Here is a 12,398-nt window from a genome sequence, read left to right as displayed (position 1 = left end):
CACCGTTGTGACGATCATCATCGCCCGGGCGACGCGTATTCTGACCGCGCCGTGGGGGATGGCCGGCGAGCCGGGGCAACCTGCGAATCCGACGCAGAAGTTGCAGGGCGCCATGATGAGCCGGCTGATGGCCGCCGCGGCTACCGACGGTACGGTCGCGGCCCAGCTCATCCGGGTCTTGGCCCTACTTGATCCGCCGTCGAAGCTGATGCGGCCGGCTGTGCTCGGGCGAGCGTTGTTCCGGCGGCATGAGCCCGGGGAAGGGCGACGGGCAGCACTCGATGCAGGCCCAGGCTTCGGGCCCCAGCTGATCTGAGGGCTTGGGCAGGGCCTCGCTCGTACCGAAGCAGTCACGAAAGACCTGTCGAGACCATCGGCGCGCGAGCGAGACGATTCCGGCGGAGACCTGCAAGCCACCTTCTCGGGCCAGCCGCAGACAGCCGGAGCAGGGAATCGACGGTGCCGGATCAACGCGCGGCCCCGCCGAACCGGAAAGAGGCCCCTCACAAGGGGCCTCTTTCCGGTTCGCGGAGGTCAGTGCTTGAAGGCGTCCTTGGCCTTTTCCTTGGCTTCGCGGGCGTCCCCGGTGCTCTTCTCTGCCTGACCTTCGGCGGCCATACGGTCGTTGCCGATGGCGCTTCCCAGAGCCTCCTTGGCCTTGCCCTTGGCCTGCTCGGTCTTCGCCTTCGCCTTCTCGTGGGCAGTCATAGGAACAACGCCTCCTCGTAGCTTCGGGACCGCAGTCGCGGTAGCCCGCTTGTGCCCCTGCCTCCCCTTGATAAACAAGGTGCCGATCTCGAATATTGAAGAAAAGGCAGGGAAGACGGGCGGGCAGGAGGTCGATAACTATGGTTCCCCTGCTTCTGGTCCTGCTTCTCGCGGTCATCCTTTTCGGTGCCGGTTTCGCTGTGAAGATCCTTTGGTGGGTGGCCCTCGCCGTCCTGGTCGTGTGGCTGCTCGGTTTCGTCATGCGATCCACCAGTGCCGGTGGTGGTCGCGGCCGCTGGTATCGATGGTGACCTGATCACCAATCACGCCCGCAGGGCCCGTACCGGGACGGTACGGGCCCTGCGCCTCCGGGCCAGTGCGGCGACACGCTCCGGCGCACCGAGCGGGTCGTCGGCGCTGGCGGCCACGACGCTGGGGAAGGGCAGCGGTGCCCGGGGCACGGGGGTCCAGCCGTGGTCCGCGAGTTCGGCAGGGGTGGGGTATCCGTCCGGCAGCGGTGCCTCGAAGTCCGGTGGCGTGGCGAGCAGCGCGCCGCACACGTCGGCGCGGTGGCGCCGGGCCCAGTGGACGGTGGTGATGACTCCGGCGCTGTGGGCGACCAGCAGAACCGGACCGGCCAGGGGTGCCAGCGTCGCACCCAGGTTGCCGACCTGGGCGTCCAGGCGGAGTCGGTTCCCCTCCACCGGGGGAACGGTACGGACGGTGCGGCCGGCCTCGGCGAGCCGTTCGGCCAGGAGTGTCTGCCAGTGGTCCGCGACGTGGTCGCGCAGACCGGGGACGATGACCACGGTGGGTTCCGCGGTGGGTCTCATGAGGCGATCTCCGACGGGTGCTTGGGCTCCGCCTTCGTGGCGGGGGCGTCGAGGCGGAGGAGGTCGCGTTCGTACCAGTGCCTGCCGACCAGGAAGGCCACCGTGGCGGCGACCGCGACGAGGGGCACGACGCGCAGGGCGCCCAGCAGGCCGAGGCGGTCCGCGAGCGCGCCCGTGACCGCCGGCCCCGGGGCCAGCCCGAGCAGGCTGTTGGCCAGGGTGAGGGTGGCGAAGGCGGTCGCGGCGACAGCGGCCGGGGTCAGGTTCGCGACCATGGCGGCCGCTGGTCCGGCGGAGCCGGCCGCCAGCAGGGAGCCGACGACCAGAGCCAGCAACTGGACCGTTCCGGTGGGCAGTTGGAAGGCCAGGGTGAGCAGGAGGAGCGAGCCGAGGCTGCAGCCGACGGCGACGGCCCACTTGCGGATCGGGGCGGTGGAGCTGATGCGGTCGGAGACGACGCCCCCGAGGACCATCCCGATGCCGATGACCATCGCGAAGCCGCCGGCGACCCCGCCGGCCCTGGCCGGTGTCATGTGGTAGTAGCGGTTGAAGAAGCTGGGCAGCCAGGCCAGGAGCGCACCCGCGATGAACAGTTGCAGTCCGCTGCCGACGTAGGCGCTGATGACGGAGACGGAGGAGAACAGGCGGGGCAGGTGGGTACGCAGTCGTCCGCGTGCCGGTGCGCCGTCCGCGTCGCCGGCGGGCCGTCCGCGCGGTGCCAGCCGGCTCTCCTTGACCACGGTGCCGAACACCGCGGCGAGCACCAGGCCGAAGACCCCCATCGCGGCGAACGCCCAGCGCCAGCCGGCCGCCTGGGCCACGGCGCCGCCGACGGCGACGCCGAGCACCGAGCCGAAGGCGCCGCCCGCGATGAAGGCACCGGAGAGGGTGGCCCGCAGGGCGGCCGGGAAGATGCTGAGGACCACGGCGATCCCCACGCTGCCGTACGCCGCCTCGCCGATGCCGACGAAGAGCCGGCCGACGAACATCTCGCCGTAGTTCGCCGACACGGCGCACCCGAGAGTGGCCAGGCTCCACATCGTGGCGGCGAGCAGCAGGCTGCGCACCCTCCCCCAGCGGTCGGCCAGGAGGGACATCGGGAAGGTGAGCACGCCGACCGCCAGGGCCACGATGCCGCTCAGCGAGCCGAGGGCGCCGTCGGACAGCAGCCACTCGGCCTTCAGCATCGGGAAGACGGCGTTGAGGACCTGGCGGGACATGTAGTCGGACAGCAGCAGGCCGAAACCGAGCGCGAAGACCGTCCAGGCATAGCCTCTGGACACGGGCCATTCCGACGCGGACGCGGTCGGGGCCGTGGACGGCGCAGTGGTGTGAAACTCCATTGTCATCACCTCGACTGCTTGGGAAATGGCAGGTCAGAACGGTCTGTCGCCGACGATCCCGGCGCGCTCCATCTTGCGGACGGCGGGCCAGTAGTCCTGGACGGCGTAGTGCTGGGTGGAGCGGTTGTCCCAGATGGCCACGCTGCCCGGGCTCCAGCGCCAGCGCACCTGGTACTCGGGGATGGCGGCCTGGCTGATCAGATAGCTGAGGAGCTGGCTCGCGCCCGGCGCGTAGTCCTGGCCGAAACGCACGTTCTCGGGCGTGTGGTAGTTGACGAAGTGCGTCGCGAACGCGTTGACGAAGAGGATCTTCTCGCCCGTCTCGGGATGAGTGCGCACGACCGGGTGCTCGGCGTCCGGGAACCGCTCCTTCAGGGCGTGGCGCCGGTCCTCGGGCAGGACCGCGCCGAAGGTGGCCTCGATGCTGTGCCGGGCGCGCAGCCCCTCGATCCGGCTCTTGACGTGCTCGGGGAGCCGTCGGTGGGCCTCGGCCATGTCGACCCAGATCGTGTCGCCGCCGACCGGGGGCGATTCGACGCAGCGCAGTACCGCGCCCATCGACGGGTTCGTCCGCCAGGTGCCGTCCGTGTGCAGGGCGTTCTCGTAGTGCTCCGGGGGGCTGTCCAGGTCCTTGTAGATCCGGACCAGTCCGGGGTGGTCGGGATCGCTGCCGGCGACGGGGTGGTCCTCCAGCGGGCCGAAGCGCGAGGCGAACGCGACGTGGTCGGCACGCGAGATGTCCTGGTCCCGCAGGAAGAGGACCTTGTACCGCAGCAGCAGGTTCTTGACCTGGGCGAAGAGGTCGTCGTCACGGGCCGCGTCGGCGAGGTTCACACCAGTGAGTTCTGCGCCGATGGTGCAGGTCAGCGGTTCGGCCTGGATCGAGGCGCGGCGCGCGCCTGAGTTCACCGCGGACGGCAGGGTGTCGGGCATGGGTGCTCACTCCATGAGAGGTGGGTCGAGGGTGGCGGGCTCACAGGACGAAGACGGAGGACCCGGTGGTCCGCCCGGCTTCCAGGCCGCGATGGGCCTGGACGGCGTCCTCCAGCCGGTAGCGCTGGTTGATCTCGACGGCGATGCGTCCCGAGGAGACGTGGTCGAACAGTTCGCCGGCCAGGGCACCGCGTTCGGCGGGGTCGGCGATGTAGTCGGCGAGGGCGGGACGGGTGACGAACAGCGAGCCCCGGACGGCCAGTTGCACGACGTCGATCGGTGGCACGGGTCCGGAGGCGGTGCCGAAGCAGACGAGCAGTCCACGGCGTGCCAGCGAGGCCAGCGAGCCCGCGAAGGTGTCCTTGCCGACACTGTCGAGCACCAGCGGTACACCGGCGCCGTCGGTCAGTTCCCGCACCCGCTCGGCCACGTCCTCGTGCCGGTAGCGGATGACGTGCTCGCATCCGTGTGCGCGGGCGATCTCCGCCTTCTCCTCGCTGGAGACCGTTCCGATCACACGGATGCCGAGCAGTGCGGCCCACTGGGAGACGATCAGACCGACGCCGCCCGCCGCGGCGTGCAGCAGCACCGCGTCCCCCTCCCGCAGCGGGTGGATCCTGCGCAGCAGGTAGGCCGCCGTCAGGCCGCGCATGGTCATCGCGGCCGCCGTCTCGCAGCTGATCCCCTGGGGCAACGGGATCAGGTGCGAGGCGTCCATGACCCGTTCGGTGCTGTAGGCACCGAGCGGGCTTCCGGTGTACGTCACCCGGTCCCCCGCGGTGACGTGGGTGACGCCCGCACCGACCGCCTCGACGACGCCGGCGGCCTCGACACCGATGCCGTCGGGCAGCCGTACCGGGTAGAGACCGGTGCGGAAATACGTGTCGGCGAAGTTCAGTCCGACGGCTTCATGCCGGATGCGCACCTGGCCCGGCCCGGGGTCGCCGACGGACACCTCCTCCCAGGTGAGGACGTCAGGACCACCGGTTTCGTAGAAGCGGACGGCGTGTGGCACGGAGAGCTCCCGGAGCGTTCGTGAGGGTGGGGACGGGACCGGGTGTCAGGCCTGGACGTCGCGCAGCATGAAGCCGCGCTGTCCCGGGCGGCGGTTGGGCACCATGCCGAGCCGGGCGAGGGTCTCGTCGGCGTCCGCGTAGTACTCGCCCAGCTTGTAGATCCGCCTGGCGTCCGCTCCGGTGGCGATCTCGCGGCCGAGTGCCTCGGAGATCCGCACCATCTGCTCGACCTGGGCAACGGAGGACATCCGCTCGCCCTTTGCGCGCCAGAGGTTGTCCTCGTTGCCGACGCGCACGTGCTGGCCGAGGGCGATGGCGACGGCGTTCATCGGGGCCACGGCGCGCATGGAGCTCTCGATGGTGAGAACGGCGCCGTCCGGGACACGGCGGATGAACTCGACCAGGTCGGCAGGGTGCCGGCCGGCGAAACCGCCGCCGATGGCCACGTAGTTGAGGATCAGCGGCCCGGTGTAGGCGCCGGAGCGGATCAGCCGCTCCACGGTCTCCAGCTGGGCCAGGTGGGCGAGTTGGAAGTGGGGCTGGATGCCGTTCGCGTGCAGGCGCTCGAGATGCTCCAGGTAGAACTCCGGACCGGCCTCGACCACCATGTCGCGGTAGGCCCGGTAGTAGTCCGGCTTCGCGATCGACGTGCCCTGCAGGTCGTCGTCGTTCATGATCTCGACGATGTTCATCTGGCTGGTGTTGACGGCGATCGTCACCTGGTCCGGCGCCGGGGTGAGTTCGGCCAGCAGGTGGCGGGTGTCGTAGGCGAGCCACTTGGCGTCGCCGCCCTCGCCCTCGGGGGCGAAGGAGATGGAGCCACCGATCTGGAGCACCATGTCGGGCACGGCCTCGCGCAGCCGCCCGAGCAGTTCGTTGAACATGGACATCCGCTTGGAGCCCTTGCCGTCGAGCTCGCGCACATGGATGTGGAGCACCGTCGCACCGGCGTTGTGGCAGTCGACAGCCGCCTGCACGTGCTCGTCCATGGTCAACGGCAGGTCGTCCGCGTCCCCGGGAAGCCATTCGGGGCCGTACGGCGCGGCCTGGATCACCAGCCTTTCCTGGTTCTCGGGGAAGAGGGAGTCGTCGTGGAAGTGCACGGGGCTTCTCCTTGTCGAAAGGGTGATCGCGTCACGGAGCAGCGACGGACGCGACGACAGGGCCTGCGCCGGCGGACGTCCGGGCCGGTGAGCGGCAGATGGCCCGGGTGTGTGCGGACGGGTCCGGAGGGAGTGCCCTCAGGGGAGTGGCAGTGCGCTCCCTCCGGAGGCCGACCGCCTGCGCGGTGCTGCCACGGTAGGGCGGACGGCACCCGCCCGCTTTGCTTGAGGTGACAGGTGATTTGCCAATCGGGGACACACCTGCGGGTGCGGCGGCCCCGCCGCCCGCATGGGTCCCGCGGCCTCAGCTGCTGCCGTGCGTCGCCGAGCCGCCCCGGCTCGTGCGCCACTCCCGGGGACTGGTGCCGAACTGCTCGTGGAACCAGCGGGAGAACGCGCTCAGCGACGAAAATCCCAGCAGCGTGGAGACCTCGGTCAGGGAACGGCTGGGATTGGCGACGAACCGCTCCGCGAGCGCGGTACGGGTCGAATGGAGCAGGGAGGAGAACGTCTCCCCGCAACGGGCCAGATGACGGTGGACCGTGCGTCGGTCGACGCCGAGGCTGCGTGCGACCTGCTCGATGGAACAGCGCCCGGTCGGCAGCAGCGCCTCGATGAGGTCGCGCACCCGGTCGGCCTCGGATGCCTGCCTGGGGGCCGCGACGGGCTCGAAGTACCGCCGGGTGTAACTGCGCAGCTGGGCGTCGGCCATGGCGTTGGGGGCGTCCAGGTCCTCGGCGTAGAAGACGATGCCGTTGAAGTCGCGGTCGAACTCCACCATGGGCCCGAACAGGCGACGGTGGCCCGCGGTGTCCCGCGGCGCCCGGTGGGCGAAGCAGACCGACGACGGGCGCCAGTGCGGGCCGAGGAAGCCGCACAGCACGCGGTGGAACGCACCCACCGCGAGCTCCGTGCCCTGCCGGGCCGGCTGCGGCTCCCCGAGCCGGAGGTCCACCTTGAGCGTGGCGACCCCGTTGCCTTCCGAGAGCCGGGCGTGCAGGACCTCGTTGTACGAGTGTTGATGGCGGATCAGCAGGGCCAGCGCGCTGCGCACGTCGGGCTCTTCACGGACGAGCAGGCTGATGGGGCCGAGGTTGGAGAAGCGTCGCAGGTCCGCCAGGAGCAGGCCGAAGTCCTCCCGTCCGGAGGCGGCGGCCGACAGCTCCAGCAGTCCGACCACCGCCGTGCCCGAGATCCACCGGTCCTGCACCGCCAGGTCCGCGGTGTCCAGACCGACGCTCTTCATCAGCGCACGGGGGTCGAGGCCGAGGGAACGGCTCAGCTCGACGTAACCGTTCAGCGCGGCGGTGCGGGCAAGGGGCCTCATGGGCACGCTCCAGGGGCGGAAGGTCCCCAGAAGTTAAGTTTCCCGTCCCTGTACGTCAAGCATCGGGGACGAGTGAGGGATGGCGTCTGCGGCAACGCCGCTCGTGCGGCGTCCCGCGGCCGTGCCGACCGGGCCCTTCACGGGCCCGTCCCCGTGGCACGCGCCGGGGTCACTCCGCACGTCGTCGTCCGCCCCGGAAGCTCCTTCCGGTCGTGTTCTCAGAAGTCGTCCGGCGTGCCCAGGCCGGTGAGGGCGCCGACCGGGTCCAGGTCGGGTGTGCCGCGGGGCCACCAGTCGTCCTGGTCCGGCTCCGACTCGTAGGCGTACCAGAGGCCGTCGCGGCCCAGGCGGAGCTGGACATGGCCGCGGGGGTGGGTGAGGCGGTTGCGCCAGGGACGGAACGCCGGGAGGTCGGCGGCGAGCAGCAGCGGGCGGGCCCGGTCGAAGCGGCCGGCCGGCGGATCCCACGGCTCCTCCAGGACGGCCAGCCCCTCCGGTCCGCCCTGCCGCCAGGCGGCGACCGCGCGGGCCAGATCGGCCGTGCCGCGGTCGGTGGCCGCGGCGAGCGTGGCGTAGAGGGTGCGGGTGGTGGCGGTCAGGCCGGAGCCCGGGCGGGCGGCGGCGAGGCGTACGGCGTCCTGCCAGAGGGTCAGTTCGCCGACCGGGTCGCGGCCGGTGGCGAGCAGCGCGTGCGCACGGGCTGCGGCGTCGGTCGCCAGCTGGTCCAGCGCGAAGGGGTCGGGTCCGCCGGGCGCCGCCGGGTAGACCGGGGGCTGCTCGGGGTGTGGCGGCACGGGCAACGGCATGGGCAGCGGTGGGAGTCGACGCGGGGCGAGGGCCTCGGCCGCACGCACACCGGGCAAGGACCTCGGTGATCCCTCCTGCGCGGCGCGGGCCGCACGGGCGGCGCTGCGGCGGGACAGCGCGTCGAGGAGGCCCTTCTCCCCCCGGCCGCGCACCAGGAGCAGCACGAAGGGGTCGGCGTCGAGCAGGCGTGCCGTCTGGTAGCAGAGGGCGGCCGCGTGCTTGCAGGGGTGGCCGGAGTCGGGGCAGCTGCACTGCGGGGCGAGGTCGCGGGGGCCGGGCAGCAGGGGCACGCCGCAGTCGGCGAGGGACTGGGGCAGCTCCTTGTCCAGCAGGGCCGCGATGTGCCCGGGGCGGTCGGCGGCCGCGTCCAGGAACCGCTCCCACTCCGCGTCCTCCAGCGTGCGCAGCCGCACCTGCACCCGGTACGGACGCGGACGGCTCCCGCGCACGTACGCAAGCACCAGGCCCGGCGTCACGGTGATGGCGTCCACGTGGCCCTGGTCCGCGTAACCCCGGCCGCGGCCCAGCCGCTTCACGTCCAGCGCACCCTGTTCGAGCGCGTCGACCCAGGCGTTCCCCCACCAGGTCTCGGCGAACGCGGAGTCCGCGGCGGAACCCTCCCGGGGCGGGAACGCGGGGAAGGTGCGGCGGAGTTCGGTGTCGCGGTGCGGGGTGGCCATGGTGGCGGGGATCTGTGGGGACGCGGGGGCCGGGGGGCGGGGTTCGGCGCGGTCGGCTCCGCGGGCGGTGGTGTGCGTACCGGTGTCGTCGTCCGCCGCCTCGGACGCGTCGACCGTGTCCGCCACGGCCGCTGCGTCCCCGGCGTCCGCTGCGTCCGCTGCGTCCGCTGCGTCCGCCGAGTCGGCAACGGACGGCATGCGGAAGGCGTTCGCCAGGAACTGGCGCATGTCGTGGGCGGCTTGGACGCGGGCAGGGGTCCGGGATTCGCCGGCCGGGCGAGCGGACACGGGTGAGGAGCCGACGGGCCGCGCCGACGCACGCCTCCCCCGCCGGGCCCCTGCCGCCTCCGCCTCCGCCTCCGCGCGCAGCGCCTCCCGACGAGCGGCCCGAAGCGCTTCCCTGGCGGCGTCGGCGGGGCGCCCCGCAGGGCGTGGGGTGGATGAGGAGGCGGCGGCCTGCGGCGCGTTCATGTCGCCCGCGTGACCGTACGGCACCGTGCCATCGGACTCTCCCCGGTCACCGGACTCCACGGCGGCACCGGACTCGTCCCGGTCACGGGACTCCGCCTGGGCAGGGTGGTCCGGCCGCTTCGTCTCCGCGGTGTCGCCCCGCTCGGCCTCCGCCCGCTCCCGTGCAGCCCGGAGGGCCCGGCGGGCCGCGTCGCCGGGACGGGGCACGCCGCCGGGGCGGGACGCGTCACCGGGGCGGGACGCGTCACCGGGGTGCTGTTCCCCGGTCGTCATGAGGACCTCCGCAGGGAGACCAGGTCGGACAGCTCGCGGTCCGTCAGTTCGGTCAGGGCCGACTCGCCGGAGCCGAGGATCGCGTCGGCCAGGGCACGCTTGGACTCCAGCATCTCGGCGATGCGGTCCTCGACCGTGCCCTCGGTGACCAGGCGGTGGACCTGGACGGGCTGGGTCTGGCCGATGCGGTAGGCGCGGTCGGTGGCCTGTTCCTCGACGGCCGGGTTCCACCAGCGGTCGAAGTGGACGACGTGACCGGCGCGGGTGAGGTTCAGGCCCGTGCCGGCGGCCTTGAGGGAGAGGACGAGGACGGGGGTCTCGCCGTCCTGGAAGCGGTCGACCATGCGCTCGCGTTCGGGCACCGGGGTGCCGCCGTGCAGAAGGTCCACGGGGACCGCGCGGGCGGACAGGTGGGCGGCGATGAGGCGGGCCATGCCGACGTACTGCGTGAAGATCAGTACGGAGCCGTCCTCGGCGAGCACGGTGTCCAACAGCTCGTCCAGAAGGGCGAGTTTGCCGGAGCGCAGCCGGGCGTGGGGCAGGCCGGCGTGTGCGTCCTCCTTCAGGTACAGCGCCGGGTGGTCGCAGATCTGTTTCAGGGCGCCGAGCAGCTTCAGGACCAGGCCCCGGCGGGCGATTCCCTCCGCGGTCTCGATGGCCAGCATCGACTCACGCACCACCGCCTCGTACAGCGAGGCCTGTTCCCGGGTGAGCGGCACCGGGTGGTCCGTCTCGGTCTTGGGCGGCAGCTCGGGGACGATGCCGGGGTCCGACTTCTTGCGGCGCAGGAGGAAGGGACGCACCAGGCGGGCCAGCCGGTCCACCGCCGCCCCGTTCTCGTCGGCCCCGGCGTTCTCCACCGCGCGCGCGTGCCGTGCGCGGAAGGACTTCAGGGGGCCGAGGAGGCCGGGGGTCGTCCAGTCGAGCAGGGCCCACAGTTCGGAGAGGTTGTTCTCCACGGGGGTGCCGGTGAGGGCCACGCGCGCGGGGGCCGGGATCGTGCGCAGCGCCTTGGCGGTCGCGGAGTACGGGTTCTTCACGTGCTGGGCCTCGTCGGCGACGACCATGCCCCAGGGCTGCCCGGCGAGTTGGGCCGCCGTGGAGCGCATCGTGCCGTAGGTGGTGAGGACGAAGCCGCCGCCGAGGCCCTCCAGGGTGCGGTCGGGGCCGTGGAAGCGGCGGACGGGGACGCCGGGCGCGAACCGGGTGATCTCCCGCTGCCAGTTGCCCAGCAGGGAGGCGGGACAGACCACGAGGGTCGGCTCGGTGCGGGCCCGCTTCAGGTGCAGGGCGATGAGCGTGACGGTCTTGCCGAGGCCCATGTCGTCGGCGAGGCAGCCGCCGAGCCCCAGGGCGGTCATGAGGTCGAGCCAGGCCAGGCCGCGGAGCTGGTAGTCGCGGAGGGTGGCGGCGAGCCCGGCGGGCGGCTCGGCCGGTCCGAGGCCCGCGGTGAGGCGGTCGCGCAGGGTGGCCAGTGCGCCGACGGGGACCGCCTCGACGGTCTCGCCGTCGACGTCGGCGGTACCGGTGAGCGCGACGGACAGGGCGTCCACCGGGTCGAGCAGGCCCAGTTCGCGTTTGCGGGCCTTGCGGACCAGGGCCGGGTCGACCAGCACCCACTGGTCCCGGAGCCGTACGACCGGCCGGTGGGCCTCGGCGAGCGCGTCCATCTCGGACTCGCTGAGCGGATCCCCGCCGAGCGCCAGCTGCCAGCGGAACTGGAGCAGGTCCTCGCTCTCGAAGAATCCGGTGCCGTCGGTCGCCGAGCCGGGCGCGGGCCGGACCACGGCGGCGGCGGTGAGGTCGCGGGCGAAATCCCGGGGCCAGTGCACGGCGACCCCGGCGGCGGCGAGCCGGGAGGCCGCCACGCCCAGCAGCTCGCCCAGCTCCTCCTCGGACAGCGCGAGGACGTCGGGGGTCTCCTGCTCGGCGAGCCGGTCCAGGGGCGGCCACACGCGGGCGGCGCGCCGCACGGCGAGGGCGGCGTCCACGCGCGCGCGTGGCCCGAAGGCCGCGTCGGCCTCCCCCGCCCACAGGGCCGCAGCGTCGGCCACCAGGGTCGGGTCGGCGAGGCTGTGCACCTGGACGATCGCCGCGCCGGCCGCGCGGGTGCCCTCGACTGCACCGGCGTCGAAGACGTCGTACGCGGACATGTCCAGGCGCAGCGAGATCCTTACGCCCGCGTCCATTCCGGCGGCGACCTCCGCGGCCCAGTCGTGGGCGGCGGGCAGTGCCTGCGGCTCGCGGGCGGCGAAGGGGCGGCCGGCGGTGTGGGGGGCGGCCGGGGTGCGGGGCAGGGTGTCGGCGACCGCGTCCAGGAAGGAGCGGATCAGGGCCTCGGGCTCGGGCAGCCGGAGCGGTCCGGGGTCCGGCAGCGGCACGGCGTGGCCCTCCGGAGGCAGGGCCGCGGCGACTGCGCGCAGGTGGGCGATGTCGTCGGGCTCCAGCGGGCCGGCCCGCCAGGCGTCGTGGCCGCTCGGGGTCAGGCCGGGCAGCAGGCGGCCACGGGCGACCAGCCGCAGCGCGTGCAGGGCGGCCGCTCCCCAGCAGGCCGTGGCGGGGTGGGCGGCCGGGTCGCGGCGGGCTCGGACCAGCAGCGGCAGGGCCTCGGCGAGCGGCAGGGTCAGCGCGGGCACCTGCCTGCGGCGCACGCTCGCCCCATGGCGTCGTACGACGGTCAGCTCGTCGGTGTCGCGGTCGCCGGGCAGCGGGCCGCCGGCGGGGTCCCAGAAGGCGACGCGGCCCTCGCGCGGGAGCGGCGCGGGCAGGTAGACGGACGCGAGGCGCACCGGAACGGGGTCCCCGGTCTCCCGGGCACCTCCCGTGCGCTCGGCCACCGCAGCCGTGCCTCGGCCCATACGTCCTGCCACCTCCCGTCCGCGTCCCGGATCAGACGTCCTCGAC

11 protein-coding genes are annotated in these 12,398 nt (G+C 73.0%); 2 read left to right on the top strand and 9 right to left on the bottom strand.

Annotation, left to right across the window (positions count from 1 at the left end; genetic code table 11):
• Positions 1-7 precede the first annotated feature (7 nt).
• Positions 8-316: a hypothetical protein gene (locus FB157_RS17435; RefSeq protein ID WP_145880701.1), complete on the top strand. Its 309-nt coding sequence runs from the start codon at positions 8-10 to the stop codon at positions 314-316.
• A gap of 218 nt (positions 317-534) precedes the next feature.
• Here the strand turns inward: FB157_RS17435 and FB157_RS17430 are convergent, their stop codons facing one another.
• Complete coding sequence (locus FB157_RS17430; RefSeq protein ID WP_145880699.1) at positions 535-708, bottom strand: CsbD family protein; 174 nt, start codon at positions 706-708, stop codon at positions 535-537.
• 140 nt (positions 709-848) lie between these two features.
• Between FB157_RS17430 and FB157_RS17425 the strand changes: the two genes are divergently transcribed.
• On the top strand, positions 849-1,019 hold the full coding sequence (locus FB157_RS17425; protein ID WP_055495969.1) for a hypothetical protein: 171 nt from the start codon (positions 849-851) through the stop codon (positions 1,017-1,019).
• 12 nt (positions 1,020-1,031) lie between these two features.
• Here the strand turns inward: FB157_RS17425 and FB157_RS17420 are convergent, their stop codons facing one another.
• The 8 genes from FB157_RS17420 to FB157_RS17385 all read right to left on the bottom strand — a co-directional run bounded on the left by FB157_RS17420 (position 1,032) and on the right by FB157_RS17385 (position 12,352).
• Entirely contained in the window at positions 1,032-1,541 is a 510-nt protein-coding gene (locus tag FB157_RS17420; RefSeq protein ID WP_145880697.1) for an alpha/beta hydrolase, read from the bottom strand.
• Positions 1,538-2,824, bottom strand: coding sequence for an MFS transporter (locus FB157_RS17415; RefSeq protein WP_261386353.1), 1,287 nt, complete (start codon positions 2,822-2,824; stop codon positions 1,538-1,540). The genes FB157_RS17420 and FB157_RS17415 overlap by 4 nt, the downstream gene beginning before the upstream one ends.
• A gap of 93 nt (positions 2,825-2,917) precedes the next feature.
• Complete coding sequence (locus FB157_RS17410; protein WP_145880693.1) at positions 2,918-3,817, bottom strand: TauD/TfdA family dioxygenase; 900 nt, start codon at positions 3,815-3,817, stop codon at positions 2,918-2,920.
• Positions 3,818-3,857: 40 nt separating this feature from the next.
• Positions 3,858-4,832, bottom strand: a complete 975-nt coding sequence (locus tag FB157_RS17405; RefSeq protein ID WP_145880691.1) for a quinone oxidoreductase — start codon at positions 4,830-4,832, stop codon at positions 3,858-3,860.
• A 45-nt stretch (positions 4,833-4,877) separates the two neighbouring features.
• Entirely contained in the window at positions 4,878-5,936 is a 1,059-nt protein-coding gene (locus FB157_RS17400) for a 3-keto-5-aminohexanoate cleavage protein (RefSeq protein ID WP_145880689.1), read from the bottom strand.
• A gap of 304 nt (positions 5,937-6,240) precedes the next feature.
• Positions 6,241-7,263, bottom strand: a complete 1,023-nt coding sequence (locus tag FB157_RS17395) for an AraC family transcriptional regulator (RefSeq protein WP_145880687.1) — start codon at positions 7,261-7,263, stop codon at positions 6,241-6,243.
• A gap of 218 nt (positions 7,264-7,481) precedes the next feature.
• Entirely contained in the window at positions 7,482-9,494 is a 2,013-nt protein-coding gene (locus tag FB157_RS48450; RefSeq protein WP_261386352.1) for an SWIM zinc finger family protein, read from the bottom strand.
• The gene (locus FB157_RS17385; RefSeq protein WP_145880685.1) at positions 9,491-12,352 is read right to left on the bottom strand and encodes a DEAD/DEAH box helicase; all 2,862 of its coding nucleotides are present in this window, start codon (positions 12,350-12,352) and stop codon (positions 9,491-9,493) included. Before FB157_RS17385 ends, FB157_RS48450 begins: the two co-directional genes overlap by 4 nt.
• Positions 12,353-12,398 lie beyond the last annotated feature (46 nt).

The sequence above is a fragment of the Streptomyces sp. BK340 genome, assembly GCF_007827595.1.
Taxonomy (GTDB): domain Bacteria; phylum Actinomycetota; class Actinomycetes; order Streptomycetales; family Streptomycetaceae; genus Streptomyces.
Note: the sequence above shows the minus strand (reverse complement) of the source record. Positions and strands in the feature narration are given on the sequence as shown.